The organism is Candidatus Cloacimonadota bacterium, from assembly GCA_034661015.1.
GTDB lineage: Bacteria > Cloacimonadota > Cloacimonadia > JGIOTU-2 > JGIOTU-2 > JAYEKN01.
This window is the reverse complement of the sequence record JAYEKN010000119.1, coordinates 1-17479: the sequence shown is the minus strand read 5'-3', so window position 1 is coordinate 17479 and position 17479 is coordinate 1. Positions and strand designations below refer to the sequence as shown.

General features: G+C 36.7%; 18 protein-coding genes. All 18 read right to left on the bottom strand.

Going from position 1 to position 17479, the window contains the following annotated elements:
• A partial coding sequence (locus U9P79_04900) for an SLBB domain-containing protein (GenBank protein ID MEA2103965.1) occupies positions 1–209 on the bottom strand: 209 nt, incomplete at its 3' end.
• A gap of 16 nt (positions 210–225) precedes the next feature.
• Positions 226–1482: an imidazolonepropionase gene (gene hutI / locus U9P79_04895; GenBank protein ID MEA2103964.1), complete on the bottom strand. Its 1257-nt coding sequence runs from the start codon at positions 1480–1482 to the stop codon at positions 226–228.
• A 111-nt stretch (positions 1483–1593) separates the two neighbouring features.
• Positions 1594–2073: a 2-C-methyl-D-erythritol 2,4-cyclodiphosphate synthase gene (ispF, locus tag U9P79_04890; protein ID MEA2103963.1), complete on the bottom strand. Its 480-nt coding sequence runs from the start codon at positions 2071–2073 to the stop codon at positions 1594–1596.
• A 75-nt stretch (positions 2074–2148) separates the two neighbouring features.
• Entirely contained in the window at positions 2149–2859 is a 711-nt protein-coding gene (gene ispD, locus U9P79_04885; GenBank protein ID MEA2103962.1) for a 2-C-methyl-D-erythritol 4-phosphate cytidylyltransferase, read from the bottom strand.
• A gap of 3 nt (positions 2860–2862) precedes the next feature.
• Complete coding sequence (locus tag U9P79_04880; GenBank protein ID MEA2103961.1) at positions 2863–3765, bottom strand: bifunctional riboflavin kinase/FAD synthetase; 903 nt, start codon at positions 3763–3765, stop codon at positions 2863–2865.
• Between the two features lie 163 nt (positions 3766–3928).
• The gene (locus U9P79_04875; GenBank protein ID MEA2103960.1) at positions 3929–4930 is read right to left on the bottom strand and encodes a bifunctional oligoribonuclease/PAP phosphatase NrnA; all 1002 of its coding nucleotides are present in this window, start codon (positions 4928–4930) and stop codon (positions 3929–3931) included.
• Positions 4923–5270, bottom strand: a complete 348-nt coding sequence (rbfA, locus tag U9P79_04870) for a 30S ribosome-binding factor RbfA (protein ID MEA2103959.1) — start codon at positions 5268–5270, stop codon at positions 4923–4925. The genes U9P79_04875 and rbfA overlap by 8 nt, the downstream gene beginning before the upstream one ends.
• A gap of 291 nt (positions 5271–5561) precedes the next feature.
• The gene (gene infB / locus U9P79_04865; GenBank protein ID MEA2103958.1) at positions 5562–8018 is read right to left on the bottom strand and encodes a translation initiation factor IF-2; all 2457 of its coding nucleotides are present in this window, start codon (positions 8016–8018) and stop codon (positions 5562–5564) included.
• A gap of 50 nt (positions 8019–8068) precedes the next feature.
• On the bottom strand, positions 8069–8410 hold the full coding sequence (locus tag U9P79_04860) for a ribosomal L7Ae/L30e/S12e/Gadd45 family protein (GenBank protein ID MEA2103957.1): 342 nt from the start codon (positions 8408–8410) through the stop codon (positions 8069–8071).
• Between the two features lie 46 nt (positions 8411–8456).
• Positions 8457–9689, bottom strand: a complete 1233-nt coding sequence (gene nusA / locus U9P79_04855; protein MEA2103956.1) for a transcription termination factor NusA — start codon at positions 9687–9689, stop codon at positions 8457–8459.
• 28 nt (positions 9690–9717) lie between these two features.
• Positions 9718–10170 carry a hypothetical protein gene (locus tag U9P79_04850; protein MEA2103955.1) on the bottom strand — a complete coding sequence of 151 codons (453 nt, stop codon included), beginning with the start codon at positions 10168–10170 and terminating at the stop codon, positions 9718–9720.
• A 264-nt stretch (positions 10171–10434) separates the two neighbouring features.
• Complete coding sequence (locus tag U9P79_04845) at positions 10435–11418, bottom strand: RnfABCDGE type electron transport complex subunit B (protein MEA2103954.1); 984 nt, start codon at positions 11416–11418, stop codon at positions 10435–10437.
• 375 nt (positions 11419–11793) lie between these two features.
• Positions 11794–12396, bottom strand: coding sequence for an electron transport complex subunit RsxA (rsxA, locus tag U9P79_04840; GenBank protein MEA2103953.1), 603 nt, complete (start codon positions 12394–12396; stop codon positions 11794–11796).
• Positions 12397–12484: 88 nt separating this feature from the next.
• The gene (locus U9P79_04835) at positions 12485–13078 is read right to left on the bottom strand and encodes an electron transport complex subunit E (protein MEA2103952.1); all 594 of its coding nucleotides are present in this window, start codon (positions 13076–13078) and stop codon (positions 12485–12487) included.
• On the bottom strand, positions 13075–13665 hold the full coding sequence (locus tag U9P79_04830) for an RnfABCDGE type electron transport complex subunit G (GenBank protein MEA2103951.1): 591 nt from the start codon (positions 13663–13665) through the stop codon (positions 13075–13077). The genes U9P79_04835 and U9P79_04830 overlap by 4 nt, the downstream gene beginning before the upstream one ends.
• Before the next feature lie 18 nt (positions 13666–13683).
• Positions 13684–14760, bottom strand: coding sequence for an RnfABCDGE type electron transport complex subunit D (locus U9P79_04825; protein ID MEA2103950.1), 1077 nt, complete (start codon positions 14758–14760; stop codon positions 13684–13686).
• A 73-nt stretch (positions 14761–14833) separates the two neighbouring features.
• Entirely contained in the window at positions 14834–16165 is a 1332-nt protein-coding gene (gene rsxC / locus U9P79_04820) for an electron transport complex subunit RsxC (GenBank protein ID MEA2103949.1), read from the bottom strand.
• Between the two features lie 55 nt (positions 16166–16220).
• The gene (gene ftsY, locus U9P79_04815) at positions 16221–17147 is read right to left on the bottom strand and encodes a signal recognition particle-docking protein FtsY (GenBank protein ID MEA2103948.1); all 927 of its coding nucleotides are present in this window, start codon (positions 17145–17147) and stop codon (positions 16221–16223) included.
• Positions 17148–17479: the final 332 nt, after the last annotated feature.

The following is a 17479-nucleotide window of genomic DNA, read 5'->3' as shown; positions in this document are numbered from 1 at the left end:
GTATCAAGCGGGATATTTGCATACTTGATCGCATCGGAAATTCTGCTTGTGGGAGGAAATTTATACGTTCCCGGATTTTTTACTTGCCCGACTACAGAAACATTGTAAAATAATCGTTGAGAAATATTTTCATCCAACGCAAAAACAGAGCCGGCATTTAGAAGAAATGTACAAATTAAAATTATTGCGATTAAATTATATTTTTTCATTTTTTCTCTCTTAGAATTATATTTGATTAAAATTTATGATTTTACCGTTTTTGATTACAGTTTTCACACAATTACTACCCAAATGATACGGAAGATATCGATAAGAAGGCATGTCCATAATCAAAATATCGGCTTGTTTACCCTTTTCGAGAGTGCCTATTTTGTCCCCAATTTCTAAAGAAAGAGCAGCATTGCGTGTGGAAGCAGCTATTGCTTCTGCCGGTAACATTTTCATCTGAAGACAGGCAAGGCTGATCACTGTTTGCATAGAATCACAGTTGCATGAGCCGGGATTAAAATCTGTGGCAAGGGCAACCGGCAAACCGGCTGCTATCATTTTGCGTGCCGGAGCATAGTTTTTTAAGCCCAAACTAAAAGTCGTTCCGGGAAGCAAAATCGGAAATACATTAGCGTTTTTCATTGCTGTAATTCCATTATCGGAAATTGCAACGAGATGATCAGCGGAAATTGCCCCAATTTCTGCTGCAAGTTCCGCCCCACCAATCGGTTCAAGTTCGTCGGCATGCATCCGTATTTTAAAGCCTAACTCCTTTGCTCGTAAAAGAATCTTTCGGGATTCGTCCACGGTAAAAACATGTTCTTCGCAAAAAATATCACAATATTCAGCCAATTCTCTCTCGGCTACTGCGGGTAACATTTTTTCCATTAATATTTCAATGTATTTTTCTCTATTATCCTTATATTCTTCCGGAAATTCATGTGCTCCGAGAAACGTGGCTTTGATATCCATTTCCGAATTTTCACCCATCATTCGAATCACTTCCAGCATCTTGATTTCCGATTCTGTAGAAAGCCCGTAACCGCTTTTTGCTTCTATGGTTGTAGTTCCCTGTTGGAGCATTTTTTCTATTCGTTTCATCCCTAATTTGTACAAAGTTTCTTTTGAAGCTGCTCGCACGTCGGATATACTTGAACGAATCCCACCACCTGTTTGCGAAATTTCCTTATAAGTTTTCCCCTGAATTCGCATCTCGAATTCTTTTTCGCGTGTATTTACAAAAACAGGATGAGTGTGTGGGTCAACAAAACCGGGCATCACGACTTTGCCCTTTGCATCAATAATATTCTTGGATGAATAATTCTTAATAATGTCATCAAGGGAACCTACATCCGATATTTTCCCATCCTCTATGGCAATTGCTCCATTATAGATAATTCCCAAATCGTCCATCTTGTTTCCAATCTCGGAATCGGTTTGAGCAATGGTGAGCAACTCACCGATATTTATTATTAATAAATCAATAGATTTCATATCAAATATTTTTTACCACCAAATACACATCCGCCGGTTGGGGGATTCATTTTTATTTTTAGCAGTGCGATTATACGGCAGCGTTTGCTCGCTGACATGAACACTTCCTGATTATTTATTTTTCTTTTCCAGCAGAACAACGGCAAAAACTTTAATGCCGTTTTGTTCCCCCACAAATCCAAGTCCCTCTTCTTTTGTTGCCTTGACGGATATTTGGGTAGTTTTGATGTCAAGTTTCTCGGATATGTTCTTAATCATACGCTGTTTATAAGAAATTAATTTTGGCTTTTCCAGCACGATAGTTGAATCAATATTAATGATCCTGTAATTATTTTCAAGTAAAATCGCAGCTGATTGCTCAAGCAATTTCAAACTTGAAATCCCTCGGTATTTCTCATCCGAATCGGGGAAATGAGTTCCGATATCGCCAAGAGCAGCCGCTCCGAACATAGCATCAATAATCGCATGGCACAAAGCATCTGCATCCGAATGGCCTACAAGTCCTTTTTTATGAGTAATCTCCACTCCACCCAAAATCATCTTTTCACCTTCTTTCAAAGGGTGAACATCATAACCGAATCCGATTCGCATGTTTCCTACTTTCATATAAATTTTGATTAACCACAAAGATCACAAAAAATAGAAAATTGTTTTCCGTTTTATTTATCATTGTTTCAATAGTTCTTCCGCTATCTCCAAATCAAATGGAGTAGTTATCTTTATGTTCTCCGGAAATCCCTTCTGAATGAAAACAGGTATCCCGATTTTCTCAACGAGTTCCGCATCATCATTGGTTTTTAATTTATTTTCTTGAGCTTTAATATGAGCATCATAGAGAATACTGAACCGGAAAGCCTGCGGGGTAAGAGTTTCCCAAAGAGATTCTCGGTGTAATGTTGAAATAACCTTACCATGTTCCGCTTTTTTGATTGTGTTCTTTGCCGGAATGGCAACTGTTGCAGCTCCATCTCTATTTGCCAGAAGAACAATTTGCTTAATTTCATCCTCTCTAACAAAGGGACGAACTCCATCATGAATTACTATCACCCCATCCGGATTAGTACTTGCTTTCAGACCGTTTAAAACTGATTCCTGTCGTGTTTTTCCACCGACAACTATTTTAATCAAATCTTGAGAAAAATCATATTCGGAAAAAAATATTTCGCGCAAACAATCCATATCCTCTCTTGCAATTGTGATGATAATCTCATCGAATATCTTGGTATTAACAAATTTTTCCAGAGTGGAAACAATAATTGGCTTGTCATAAATTCGGAGAAATTGTTTTTTCGTATCCAAATTCATCCGAGAACCTTTCCCAGCTGCCGTGATTATTGCTGAAACAGACATTTCAGAAAACTTATTATTGCTTGCCATATTTCACAAAGTAACTTTCCCGTCTTCTCCCTTTGCGCTCATATACGTTTCAATTTGTCGAATAGTTTCATTTTGTGAATCTCGGGGTAATTTTTTGATCATAAACAATTCCACATCGCTATGCTCTATTTCGTCAGGAGAGGAAAAATAACATTTTATTATTTTGGTTTGAGAAGTGTCTGCGAAATTTTGCTCAAAAATACTTAACGCATATACTTCTCTCTGTCCGATTACTAATTTGGAAAAATAGAGTCCCCTATTCGGAAACAATTTTCGGAACTCTTCGGCTTTCAATTTGATTGCGTATATATCCTTCTTTCCTTTTTTACTTATAATATTCGCAATAATTGAATATTTTCTTCCAAGCATCTGATTGACTTTTTGTATTCTGCCTTGTTGCAAATACTTACGAATAATTGTACTGGAAACTGTTTCCCCCTCAACAAGAACTTTATCAACCATATCCACTTTGAAATTAAATTTGTTCTCATATTTTTTCAGCAAATGAAAATCTCCCTCTTGATTTTTACCAAAATGCCAATCATAGCCAACGATAATTTCTTTGGCAGTAATTTTTTCCACGAAATATTCTTCTACAAAATCAAGGGGAGACATACCTGCCAACTTTTTATCGAAATCCAGCCAAAGCACATAATCTATTCCGATTTTTTTTAGAAAATCCTCTTTTTTGCTTTGTTCCGTAAGTAAATATGGATAATGCCTCTCTCGTAAAATTTCCAGAGGATGAGGGTGATATGTAATCACTACCGATGTCCCGTTGATTTTTTTTGCTCGCTCAATAAGCAAACGCATAATCTTCTGATGCCCAAGGTGAACACCATCGAAAGTGCCTACGGTAACAACCGGATTTTTGAGCTTGTGCTTGATCTGGTGAATATTTTTCATTTCAAAATTCCATCTGCCAATGTTCCTGTTCGGGGTAAAGCTTCTACAGATTTTTTAATAAATCCAAAAATAAAAACAAGCAATATAGTATAAATTATTTCACGCATTTTATTTTCCGGTTAATCACAATTTGTAAATGATATAAAAAATATGTGAAATCCAATTAATTTCTTACCATTTTTGAAGTTACAATCTCAATCAATTTTTTTTTCAAGGGTTCCAAATCCATTTTTACTTTAAATCCAGAGGCGACTTTGTGGCCACCGCCCCCGAATTCTCCGGCAATTTTTTGGACGTTCAGCCCATTTGACCGAAGTGAAACACGGCAATACTCATTATCCGTTTCACGAATATAAATTACAACTTGTCTTCCGTTATCCGGACGCACTTCTTTTGTAAATCCTTCAGTTGCTTCGCTCTTTAGATTACAATTTTTTAGCATTTTCTGCGTCGTATGATAGATTACCAATTTGCCATCAAGGATTTCTTCAATTGTGGAAAGAGTTTCCCCAAGCAGTTTTAAAATATTATTTGATTTATCTTCAAACATTTGCATGTAACATAAGCGATGCTCAGCCCCGAATCGCTTCAATTCACTAACAGCATAAAAAGTACCGGGGGACACATTGGAATTTGTGAAATTATTCGTATCGAATATAATCCCCGAATACAGACAGTTTGCCCATTTTTTTAAATCCTGTTCATCAAAATTTTTCACTTCATCCCGCAGCAGATAGAAGAGAATTTCACAAACAGATGATGCATTTTCATCAATTATTGAAAAAGATGCCGGGATTTCCTCAGGATTTCTGTGATGGTCAATTCTGATTAGTTTCGAATCATCCCGAAAAATATATTGTAACGATTCTCCTATTCTGGATTTTTCGTTGCAATCAACCATTATCACATAGGGATCATTTTCTTCATTATTCTCTTTGCGAATAATTAATTCTTTTTTTACTAATTGATTAAATCCAAGAAAAGCATATTTTTCTTGGGGAAAATCTTCGTTGAGCATTTCGACGTTTTTTCCCAACGATTTTAAATATTGATAAAGAGCAAATTGAGTTCCGAGTCCGTCTCCATCCGAATTTTCATGAGTAGTGATGATAAAATTGTTATTGTTTTTTAGCTTTTCAATTAATCCCTTTTTTAGATTATTCATTTCTTTTCCGCTCCGCTTCAATTAAATTTTCAAGATTTAAAGCATCAATATCCTGAGAATCATATCTAAAATGTAATTCGGGAGTATTTCGCAAATTAAGTATTTTTGCAACTCTGGTTCTAATATGTCCGCTTGCACTATTCAAACCGATAATTGCATTCTTTTTGTGCTTGGGATCAAGTAACGTGAAAAGAACGTAAGCGTGTTTTAAATCCGGCGTAACTTCCACAGATGAAATTCGAATCCCGAATGTTCTTTTATCCCGTAATTCATAAGAGACTACTTTTGAGATAGCCCTTTTCACATGTTCGTTCAATCTTTCTTGGCGATGATGAATCATAAAAATATTCCTTGCCTTTCGAATATATGGGCTTTGAGATTATCGTTATATTTCAAACTATGTAAATTCAAAAAAATTGTTCCCTTTGATAATTAATTCTTTTTTATCGTTCCGTTTTTATCTTTTTTGATTTCTTTTATTTTCTGCTCACCAAAAAAAAATTGCCTTCAGATGACCAACGATCCGAGACATCATACAGATTCGGGGATAATCTTCCTCTGACAGATCTTTAGATTGATTTGACCTACTATATTTTGGATTAGATAAAACATAGCACGAACTATTGTTGGGTTATTCCAACTTCTTTTTTTCTTCGATCTGGGTATAAGATTCGATCACATCACCGACCTGAATATTATTATAATTTTCTATACCTATACCGCATTCTTTTCCCTGCGTAACCTCAGCAACATCGTTTTGAAATCTTTTCAAAGTGGAGACGGCACCTTCATAGATTTTTATATCATCGCGATAAAGCCTGAGGAGAGAATCGCTCGTAATTTTACCATTGTCAACTTCACATCCGGCAACAGTACCAACTTTTGAGATTTTAAAGATTTGCAGAACTTTTGCGGAGCCGAGATGTTCTTCTCTCATTACATTGGTCAATAATCCTTCGAGAGATTTTTTCACATCATCCATAACTTCAAAGATAATTTCGTACAGTCTGATTTCCACGCCCTCTCTTTCAGCAGCTCTGCGAGCTTCGGTGTTTGGTCTAATATGAAAACCAATAATAATTGATCCGGAAGCACTTGCCAGATCAACATCTGCTTCCACTATTCCACCAACTGCTTTACGCACGATGTTTACACCAACTTCTTTGTATTGTGTCTTTTCCAAAGCATCACAAATTGCCTCAACGGAACCATCGGTATCAGCCTTTACAATCACATTTAACTGAGCAATTGCATGTTCCTGAATTTTATCGAAAAGATTGTCCAGGGTAACACCCTTCCCGCTGGCTAATTGTCTCTGACGCTTTTCAAACTGACGTTTTTCACTAATTTTTTTTGCGGTAGATTCATCCTGTACCACATTCAAAATATCACCCGCAGCAGGTACTCCATTTAGTCCCAGAATTTGCACAACCCCGGAAACAGAGCATTCTTTTACAGGTCTTTGGCGTTCATCAAGCAGCATTCTTACGTTTCCTGATTGTGCACCACAGATAATTATATCCTTATTATGAATTACACCATTTTTTATTAGAACAGTAACAACAGGACCTTTTCCCTTATCTAATTTTGCTTCAATCACAACTCCTTCGGCTTTTTCTTCAAAACGTCCCTTCAACTCCTCCACTTCTCCGGTAAGAAGAATTGTATCCAATAATGTATCAATGCCTTCACCTGTTTTTGCAGAGCACTCAACACATTCTATTTCTCCACCCCAACCTTGCACGAGAATGTTTTTTTCAGCGAGATCCCTTTTGACTCTTTGGGGATCAGCAGCAGGCAAATCCATCTTGTTGATTGCAATTATAATAGGGATTGCTGCGGAGCTTGCGTGGTCTATTGCTTCCATAGTTTGTGGCATCACACTATCATCCGCAGCAATGACAATAACACCAATATCTGTAAGCTCGGCTCCTCTGGCACGCATAGCCGTAAATGCTTCATGCCCGGGTGTATCTATAAAAGTAATATTCCGATCGTTATATTTTACTTGATAAGCTCCAATATGCTGGGTAATTCCACCTTTTTCTCCTGCGATTACATTTTCTTTGCGAATATAATCCAGAATGGAGGTTTTTCCATGATCAACATGTCCCATAACTGAGACAACAGGGGATCTGGATTCTTTTTTTACCGTATCCAATTCCTTCGTTTGCTCCTTTAAAACCTCAATCCCATGTTGCTCTTCAAAATCGGCATCAAGATCAAATTCGTCACAGATCATGATCAAAGATTCTTTATCTAACCTTTGATTGATTGTGATCATTTGTCCGAGTTCCATAAACTTCGCCACAATTATCGTAGGATTCACATCCATCAAAAGTCCCAATTCAGATGCAGAAGTAAATTCGTGAACAATGATCTTCTCCTGTACTTCAGGACTTCCCTGCTGGGATTTTTTCTTATGCTTTTTTCTTTTAGTTGCCTGAGACAAAGTAGCTTTGATCCTACCCTTCGCTTCTTGTTGGTTAAAGAATTTTTTCTGTTTTTCCTCAATCTGTTTTGCTTTTTTATTTTTGAATTTAGGTTTTTTTGTTTTTTTACTTGGAGTCGTCTCTGCTGTTTTAGTTGCTGTCTTAGCTTTATGTTTTTTTTCTTTGGATTCTGCAGCCTTTTTTGCATTTTTTGCAAGATCAGATTTTAATGGTTTGTGTGGGTGTTTCGATGAACCGGGTTTGGTAACAACCTTAGGTTTAGAAACATATTTTGATTCCGGTGAAGGTTCTGTCTGTGTTTTGATTTGAACCGTTTTATCTTTTGCGGATTTGGCTTTATCTTTATTCTGTTTGATCCGTTCGGACTTTTTCTTCTTGATTTCCTTAGCAATTTCTTTCTTATGTAATTTTTCTGTAATCCGTTTCTTTCTGTATTGTTTACGTTTCTGTTGACGTATTTTTTCAGATTTTTTTTGGATTTCAAACATCGCATGAATTTTTGTGGCAGTTTCTTCGTCCACATAACTCATATGGCTTTTAACAGGTATTTTCAATCGTTTTAATATCTGCATTAAAGCACTTGAGGAAACCTTATATTCTCTTGCTAATTCTATAACTCTTTTTTGTTTTGCCATTCTGAATCCTTTCGTTCCGCAGACCAGCCGCCATCTGGCGGAAATCCAACTTAGGTGGGCAAATCCTTAGAAAATTTATTAATAATCTGATTTATACCATTGGCAAAATTCACATCGTTTATAGAAACCATAGTCAACTTTCTTCTACCGAATATCTCAGCCAATTCTTCATCATTGAAAATGAATAAGAATTTAATATCATTTTTTTGGCATAAACTCAGTTTTTTTTGAATAAAATTGCTCTCTTCTTTTCCGAAAAAAATAATTTTTGCATCCCTGTTATTGATACATCTTTCAACTGCAGATTTACCAATAGAGATTTTTCCGGCTTTTCTTGCCATTCTAAGAAGATTAGCAATTTTTTCAATTTCTTCTGTTTTTCGCATTTTCATAATTTATGTGTCTAATTCAATGTACTATAATCTTTCGTCTGTTTAGTTAAAAATTTTTGGACGACTCTTTCAATTTTATGGCTGTTTTCTTTCCAATACCTTCAATATTACAAATTTCTTCTATTGAAGATTCATGGATATCCTGAACAGATGTATAACCGGCTTTATATAAAACATCGCCAATGTTCTGTGAAACTCCATCCAATTCAAAAATTTTACTTGTTACACGACGTTCCTTAGCGGCCATTTCTTCATACTCGCTATCTACCAGAACATCAATTTTATAATTTGTCAATTTAGCCGCAAGTTTAACGTTTTTTCCACCCTTACCGATAGCAATATTTTTTTTATCATTTTCCACAATAACCTGAGCAAATCTACCTCTTTCCGCGAGATAAACTCTTTTAACCAAACCGGTTCCCAAACTATTTTTTATAAACTCCTCAAGGTTTTCATGAAATTCCACAACATCAATTCTTTCACCGTGTAATTCCTTTTTTATATCTTCTATCCGCACACCATTTTGTCCAACGCAGCTACCAAATGCATCAATGTTGCTATTTTTGCTATAAACTGCAATTTTGGTTCTGTAACCCGGTTCTCTAACAATTTTTTTGATGATCACTTGTTTTTCGATTATTTCAGGGATTTCAGATTCAAATAATTTCACGATAAATTCTGATCTTTTTCTCGATAAAATTACACGAAGTCCTTTTTTTTCTTTTCGGATATCGTAGATGATGGTTTTTATGTAATCACCCGATTTATAAAATTCATTTTCAACTTGTTCATCTGTGGGAAGAAGAGCATCGGTAAATCCAATATTTACAATATACCCGTTATATTCAATCTTTTTTACAACGCCGGAGACTAATTCGCCCTTCTGTTTTTCATAATCTACCTGCATCTTATCCGATTCTGATTCTTTAATCCGATTAATGATTGATTGACGGGCAGCTTGAATAGTTTTTCTGCCGAAATTAGTGATGGGGATTTTTAAAGGGATTTCATCATCAACTTCTATATTTTCGGAAAATTCACGGGCTTTTTCAAGACTTATTTCCCCAAGGTTAAGCGGAGTTTCTTCAACAACGGTTGCCATCAAATTTGCTGTTATTTCACCTTTTTCAAAATTTATCTCAACAGATAATTCTTCAGTATGCAATTTTTTTTCGAGAGTGCTTTCCAGACTTTCCCGAATAATTGTAGCAATCTTGCTCCTGTCAATTTGCTTTATGCGAGCAAATTCTTCTATACTTGACAGTAAATTTAATCCCATAATTCACCTATTTTATTCAATTTATTTTCTATTTAAAAACAGTTTTTGCCTTTTTTATCTGATCAAGGCGGATTTCTTTTTTATTCTCATTGGCTTTTTGAATATATATTTTATCGTCTTTTACAGACTTTAAAATACCAATAACAGTCTCATGCCGATTTTGCTCATTTAAAATTTTCACCTTTAAGTTTTCACCTGTTGCACCAACAAAATGACTCACAACTTTCAATTCACGATTTAATCCCGGTGAAGAAACTTCCAAAGTTAAAGGCGATTCAAAAATTTTTCTTTCTTCAAATGCTTCCGAAAGGGCTTTGCTAAAATCAGCACAATCGTCTATGGAAACTCCATCCGGTTTTGTGATATATACAATTAAATTCTGACTTTCATGGTATCCGAGCAATCTCCATTCATAAAGAGTGGTGCCGAATATTTTGCACACATCATTAATTATACTATCAATTTTTTCGTTTTTTGACATGTAATTCCTTATAAAAAAATTGCCGGTAATTTCTACCAGCAATGTTATAGAATTTTAGTCAGATTTTTGGGATTGTGTTTTCTTTGTCAAACATTCTTCAATGTTTGATTGGTTCTATAAAATTTTAATTAAGGCGCTACTGACCACCTCGGGACAAATTGTACCGGAGAATGGTCGTAAATAACTCAATTAATTTTAAAGGTACTCTTTCGAGAACAAGTGTAGAGTTGAAATTTAACTTAAGCTAAAATTTTTTTATTGTTTTTAATATTCCGTAATAATCGCACCCTTCGGGCATTTTTCTACACAAATACCGCACTGAATACATTTTTCTTCATCAATTATATGCAGTTTTTTCACTTCACCGCTAATTGCATTTACCGGGCATTTTTTTGCACAAATCGTGCAGCCTATGCAATCTTCTTCCACGATTTTTGGTTGGGGACGCCTTCCGATTTTATCTACGATTGCCTTTGTGGGGCAAACTTCTGCACACAATCCGCAAACTACACATTTTTCATAATCAATCACAGCAAGGTTGTTTACCATAGAAATGGCATCCACAGGACATTTCTTTACACATAACCCGCAACCAATACAAGCCGTTTTGTTTCCACAACTTGCTTTGGCAATTTTTCCTTTATCGTGCGACATGCAAAGAATATTGACCTTTTTGCTAATTGGGACAAGTTCTATAAGGTCTTTTGGACAAGCCTCTACGCAATTTCCACAACCGGTGCATTTGTCTTCGTCAATATGACGCATATTGTTTTTATCTACGGAAATAGCGTCAAAAGTGCAAGCAGCCTGACAGTCATTAAATCCAAGGCAACCAAAATCACACTGATTATGCCCGTTTGATAGCAGAAGAGCAGCCTGACAGGTTTCTATCCCACGATTTTCAAATTTTAAAATTGTGTTATTCTTCCCACCGCTTTGACATTTTATCAAAGCGATTTTACGTTCTTTCTTACTAGGCTTTTTCCCCATAATTTTAGCAATTTTGCGCATTGCACTTTCACCACCCGGGGCACAAAGTGAAATATCTTCACCATTCTTTACGATTGCTTCGGCATACGCTGCACATCCGGCATACGCACATGCACCACAATTTGCACTCGGCAGAGCGTGTTCAATCTGTTCGATTTTCGGATCAATCTTCACATGAAAAACTTTGGAAGCGATAGTAAGCCCGATTCCGTAAATTATTGCCAATGCACCGAGAACAATTATTGCTGTTGCTATCATCTAAAACTCCTTATTTTACCAGAATAATTCCGTTTTTATCCTCCCCAATGAAATATAAAAAATTAAAGCATTCCATTGGGCAGTTAGAATCACACAAAATTTCACAAAAAAACATAAATATTTTCCTTTATAAATGTCACACCTACGGTGCTTTGGGTTGATTGCATTTTTTCCTATGGCTGATGCCATAGGCTACAAAGATTATGCACCTATGGTGCTACTATTATCCTAAATTCTGCTTTTCACTTTTCACTTTTCACTTTTCACTTTTCACTTTTCACTTTTTACTTTTTACTTTTTACTTTTCACTTTTTACTTTTTACTTTTTACTTTTTACTTTATGAAAAGGCCGGTGGCAAATTGTCTCCATTTACCCTAAAACTTCATACCCGAAAAACCGAGAAAAGCTAAAGCCATACAGCCGGCAATCAGAAATGCAATCGGCATTCCCTGTAGGGATTTGGGAACTTTGGCAAATTGCAATCTTTCGCGCATTCCTGCCATTAAAAGTAGAACAAGGGTAAAACCTACTCCAGCAGCAAAACCATTAAGAACTGATTCGATGAAGGTATATTCTGCTGTAATATTCAAAATGGAGACACCAAGCACGGCACAATTCGTTGTAATCAGGGGAAGATAGATTCCAAGAGCCTTATAAAGGTCCGGAGCTGCTTTTCGGATAACCATTTCAACAAATTGTACGAGAGCGGCGATACTTAGAATAAAAGCAATCGTCTGCAAAAACGTAAGATCAACACCAAAAATACTGGTATCGGGATTTAGGAAAAAATGATAGATGATCCAGGTAAGTGTGGAAGCCATCGTCATTACAAATATGACAGCCATACCCATACCAAGAGCGGAATCCAGTTTTTTGGAAACCCCGATATAGGGGCATAATCCCAAAAATCTGACAATTACAAAATTGTTTATAAAAATGGCGCTGATAATAATAAAAAATAAATGCGAAAAATTCATAATCTCTCCTGAGTGAATTCTTTAATATTTGGAATCTAATATCCGTGATATTGAAACTGAAAAATATCACAGATATTTTACGCCAAATTTACTTTTTTTCTTTCTTAAAAAGATTTAGCAAACCCATCAGCAATCCGATCGTAATAAATGCTCCGGGCGGCAAAATTGCTACTATCATCGGTTTGTAAGAAGCCGGCATTATGGGAATATTATAAATCGTTCCTGCACCGAGCAGTTCGCGAATAATCGCAATAACTACAAGTGCCAGAGTAAAACCCAATCCCATACCTAATCCGTCAAGAACTGATCTGCCTACGTTGTTTTTGCAGGCAAAGGCTTCGGCTCTACCAAGAATTACACAATTAACCACAATGAGTGGAATAAAAATTCCCAGACTTTTGTGAAGCGGGGGCAGATAGGCATGCATCGTCATATCAATAACCGTAACAAACGCAGCAATAACCAAAATGAAGGAAGGAATTCGTACTTTATCCGGTACAATATTTTTGATCAAAGAAATGATAATATTCGAGCAAATCAAAACAAAAGTTGCTGCCCCACCCATCCCGATTGCATTTTCAACCGAGGTGCTCACTGCAAGAGCCGGACACAACCCGAGAGCCATAACAAAAACAGGATTTTCTTTTATAATACCTTTTGTAAGTTCTCCAAATAATTTCATTTTGCTCCTTCTTGGTTATCTTTAAAATCCTTTTTTAATAAATCAAATTCATCTCGAATCGAATTTGTAACTGTTCTGGTAGTAATAGTTGCCCCTGTGATGGCTACAATATCGCCACCGTCTTTATTCACATAAATTGTGGCAGGATTTTTCCCTTTGAATTTCGCTGCAAATCCGGGTGTAACACAATTTGCACCCAAACCCGGGGTTTCTTGTTGTGAAACTATCTTTATACCTGTAATCGTAAAATCCTTGTCATTTGCAATTCCGACAATGGTTTTCACATAGCTACTGTAACCCTTTTCACCACATTTGAAAATATATCCGACTAATTTATCATCACTGAAACCTTCGTAGTATTTTATGTTCTTTTCACTAAAATCTTTTTCTACTTCGGTTCTACCCTGTCCGTCCACAGCCAAAAACTTAGTCGCTTCCGGTAAGACTACTTTTCGGGCATCTCGTTCGGCAATTTTATTGTTTTCGGCGATAATCGGTGCTGTCTTCTGGTAAAGAAAAGCCAAAACCGTACTCGCTATCACGCAGATAACGAGCAAAACGAGCGTAGGCTTAATTATATTTTTCATTGTGAGTCCTTTGCAAAATTAATTCTTTTTACGATAACCAAAAGTTTTTTGGGGTGTAATTTTGTCGAGAAGCGGAACAGCCAAATTCATAATAAGAATTGAGTATGAAACGCCTTCGGGATAACCGCCCCAAAGCCTGATCACTACAGTTAGAATTCCGCAACCAAGACCGAAATATATCCTCCCGTTTTTTGTAACCGGAGAGGTTACCATATCGGTTGCCATGAAAAAAGCACCAAGGATGAGACCGCCGGAAAAAACGTGAAAAAGAATCGGTCCGGAAAATAAGCCATCAATTCCCCCAAGCATCCAACTGAATACGATAACTGTGCCAATATAGGAAACAGGAATTCTCCATTCGATATAATGTTTGTAAACAAGGTAAGCAGCCCCGATTATCAAGGCAGCAGCAGAAACTTCTCCGATACATCCTCCCACATTTCCCCAGAACAGACTTTTGATATAATCAAGTGAGGAAAGGTTGTCAAAAATTGTTCGATATGCCTCACCACCCACTCCATCTGCAATGTCCCCGCGGATTTGCTGAGCAAGATTTAAAGGTGTAGCGGAAGTTATCAGATTTTGCAATGACTCGTTACCGCTTCCGGCAATTAAGGAATTTTTCAAACCGGAAACAGTTACCACACTTGCTTTAGCGAGTTTTGACGCCCAGCCTGTGGTCATTTGGACAGGCCAAGAAGCCATCAGAAATGCTCTGCCGAGAAGAGCAGGATTCACAGGATTATATCCTAATCCGCCAAAAACTTGTTTCCCGATAGAAATAGCAAAAACAGAACCCAACACAGGCAACCACCAAGGAGCATTCGGGGGCAAATTAAAAGAGAGTAAAAGTCCGGTTATGACGGCACTCCCGTCTGAAATCGTTATCGGCACTTTTCTGAAATGCTGAATGAGTGCTTCTGTGGCAACCGCTGTAATTACGCCAAGAGCGGTAAGAAATATTGAATACCAACCAAAAAAGATATAAGCAGCGATAAGTGCAGGAAAAAGTGTTCCGACCACGGACCACATAACTATTTTTACATCTATTTTTTCGTGAAAATGAGGAGAGGTGGAAATATTTAATAAATTCACTTTATCAACCTCCGATAATTTATTTTTTGATTTGTTGTAATTCCTAATTGCATAATAGATACCTTTTCATACTTCACTTTTCATTAGCTTTCTTTGCCAATTTGCCGACTTCCAATTTCCCTACTTTGATCCACTGCACAATTTGAATATGCGACGGACAAACGAACGAGCAAGAACCACATTCAATACAATCGTTAATATTCATTTTTTTGGCTTCTTCATACATTCCATTGCGAACTGTTTCCGCCAAAAATGTGGGTACAAGGTTCATCGGACAGGCATCCACACAACGCCCACATCGCAAACAGGGTTGCTCGTGTACGGTATCAACATCTTTCTTGGAAAGAAAAACAATGCCGGAACTTGTTTTGCTGATCGGTGTATCGATCTGAGGTAAAGCAAATCCCATCATCGGTCCACCTGATATCAATTTTCCGATCTCTTCATTTGTTCCGCCACAAAAATCAAGCATTTCGGACATAGAAGAACCGATTGGAACACGAAGATTTTTTGGGGTTTTTACAATATCACCGGTTACGGTTGTAATCCTATTTATTAACGGTTTCTGAAAACGAATTGATTCATAGATTGCAAAAGCAGTTCCCACGTTTTGAACCACAGCACCGATGTCCATTGGCAATCCACCTGCAGGAACTTTGCGTTTTGTGGCAGCGTAGATCAACTGTTTTTCCGCTCCCTGAGGATAACGAAGTTTAAGAGGTACCACATTTAAATTTTTCTCATTTTTCAACTTTTCTTTCATCAGATTAATCGCATCTTTTTTATTTAGTTCAATCCCGATAAATCCTCTTTTTGCACTCACAATTTTCATGATGAGTTTCAAACCGGCAATAATTTCTTCGGGTCTTTCAAGCATAAGACGGTGATCGGATGTGAGATATGGTTCGCACTCGACTCCGTTCAGGATGATCATATCAATGGGTTTATTTTCCGGGGGTGAAAGCTTCACATGAGTTGGAAATCCGGCGCCACCCATTCCACAAATACCTGCATTTTTAATACGATTTTTCATTTCGTCAACAGATAAGTTAAAATAATTTTCTTCATCTTTCAATTTTGAAAACCACTCATCTTTTCCATCGTTTTCAATCTCAATTGCCTGCTGTATTGTTCCGGTGGGATGAGGAAATTTTGCTATTTGAATAACTTTTCCGGAAATCGGGCTATGCATTGGAATAGAGACAAATCCACCAGCTTCTGCGATTTTTTGCCCCTTTTTCACAACATCATTTTTTTTTACAATCGGCAAAGCAGGAGCGCCAATATGCTGGCTAAGATGAATTATTACTTTTTCAGGAGCAGGGAAATCTTCTACAGCAGCTTTATTTGAATAATGCTTGCAATCGTGTGGATGAATTCCACCTTTAAATGTTTTCGCCTTCATTTTTTTCCTTAGAAATTTATCGTAGATCCTTTTTTATATTAATTTTCGACCGAGATTAATTTTCAAAAATTGCTTTAACAAAATCTTGAGCATTGAAATTTCGCAAATCATCAACCTGCTCACCAATACCGATAGCCTTGATGGGAATGCCCAGATTATCTTTGATACCGATGGCAACACCGCCTTTTGCAGTGCCGTCCAACTTTGTCAAGATTACTCCGGTTACGTTTATTGCTCCAAGGAATTTTTTTGCCTGCTGAATCCCATTTTGCCCGGTAGTTGCATCAATAATTAATAAAGTTTCGTGGGGTGCATCCGAGATAATTTTCCGGGCTATACGTTGAATTTTCCCTAATTCACGCATCAGATTTTCTTTTGTATGCAATCTTCCGGCAGTATCCACAAGAACCACATCATATTTTTTTGCTTTCGCTGAAATGAGTGCATTGAAGACCACTGAAGAAGGATCTGCACCGTAATTTTGCCCGATTATATCTACCTTGATCCTTTTTGCCCATATTTCTAATTGCTCAATGGCGGCTGCCCGAAATGTGTCGGCAGCCACGAGTAGCACCTTGTTCCCTGCCTTTTTAAATTTCTTGGCAAGCTTTGCGATCGTAGTAGTTTTGCCCACACCGTTCACACCAACGAAAAAAATCACATAGGGTGTATTTGAAGGAGAATAATTTATTTTGTGGATTTCCACATATTCATCTGTGAGAATCTCAATAATGATTTTTTCCAAAATTGAAAATATCTTATCAGTTTTTTTAATCTTATTAACTCTAATTTCCTCTTTCAATTTTTTGATAATACTATCGGTAAATTTTATCCCAATATCCGATTGTATCAGAATGCCCTCGATGTCTTCCATTAATTCCTCATCAACTTTCCCGCTAAGCCGAATTACTTCCGCCAACCTGTTTACAAAAACATTATGCGTCTTTGCTAATTTGCGTTTAAGAATACTTATAAGCGACAATTTGTTCTCCAAAATATTTTTTCACGAAAAGATATTTGCGTAATTATTTATCAAGTTTATTGGAGAAAAAATTGATTTAGGTAAAAATATAAATCTTAAACTTGGAAATTATAGTTCCGAATTTTAAAATCCATCCTGAAAAATCGTGCAAATTATTTTACGCCATTTATGGCGTTTTTAGGAAGATGTAAGGGCGTGAACGCCCTTGATTATTTTGGTTGCTTTTTTACCTATTTAAAAAATGTAAAATTGAAAAAAGAATAGCCACGAATGCAATTCAAAAACTTGTCCGTCCACCGGCTGATTCAAAATAAAATTTCAGTTACAAGATC

Bases quoted from the DNA above. Each gene is read 5' to 3' on its own strand.
- hutI (MEA2103964.1), bottom strand. From the start codon at position 1,482: ATGAAATCTATTGATTTATTAATAATAAATATCGGTGAGTTGCTCACC.
- ispF (MEA2103963.1), bottom strand. From the start codon at position 2,073: ATGCGAATCGGATTCGGTTATGATGTTCACCCTTTGAAAGAAGGTGAA.
- ispD (MEA2103962.1), bottom strand. From the start codon at position 2,859: ATGGCAAGCAATAATAAGTTTTCTGAAATGTCTGTTTCAGCAATAATC.
- U9P79_04880 (MEA2103961.1), bottom strand. From the start codon at position 3,765: ATGAAAAATATTCACCAGATCAAGCACAAGCTCAAAAATCCGGTTGTT.
- U9P79_04875 (MEA2103960.1), bottom strand. From the start codon at position 4,930: ATGAATAATCTAAAAAAGGGATTAATTGAAAAGCTAAAAAACAATAAC.
- rbfA (MEA2103959.1), bottom strand. From the start codon at position 5,270: ATGATTCATCATCGCCAAGAAAGATTGAACGAACATGTGAAAAGGGCT.
- infB (MEA2103958.1), bottom strand. From the start codon at position 8,018: ATGGCAAAACAAAAAAGAGTTATAGAATTAGCAAGAGAATATAAGGTT.
- U9P79_04860 (MEA2103957.1), bottom strand. From the start codon at position 8,410: ATGAAAATGCGAAAAACAGAAGAAATTGAAAAAATTGCTAATCTTCTT.
- nusA (MEA2103956.1), bottom strand. From the start codon at position 9,689: ATGGGATTAAATTTACTGTCAAGTATAGAAGAATTTGCTCGCATAAAG.
- U9P79_04850 (MEA2103955.1), bottom strand. From the start codon at position 10,170: ATGTCAAAAAACGAAAAAATTGATAGTATAATTAATGATGTGTGCAAA.
- U9P79_04845 (MEA2103954.1), bottom strand. From the start codon at position 11,418: ATGATAGCAACAGCAATAATTGTTCTCGGTGCATTGGCAATAATTTAC.
- rsxA (MEA2103953.1), bottom strand. From the start codon at position 12,396: ATGAATTTTTCGCATTTATTTTTTATTATTATCAGCGCCATTTTTATA.
- U9P79_04835 (MEA2103952.1), bottom strand. From the start codon at position 13,078: ATGAAATTATTTGGAGAACTTACAAAAGGTATTATAAAAGAAAATCCT.
- U9P79_04830 (MEA2103951.1), bottom strand. From the start codon at position 13,665: ATGAAAAATATAATTAAGCCTACGCTCGTTTTGCTCGTTATCTGCGTG.
- rsxC (MEA2103949.1), bottom strand. From the start codon at position 16,165: ATGAAGGCGAAAACATTTAAAGGTGGAATTCATCCACACGATTGCAAG.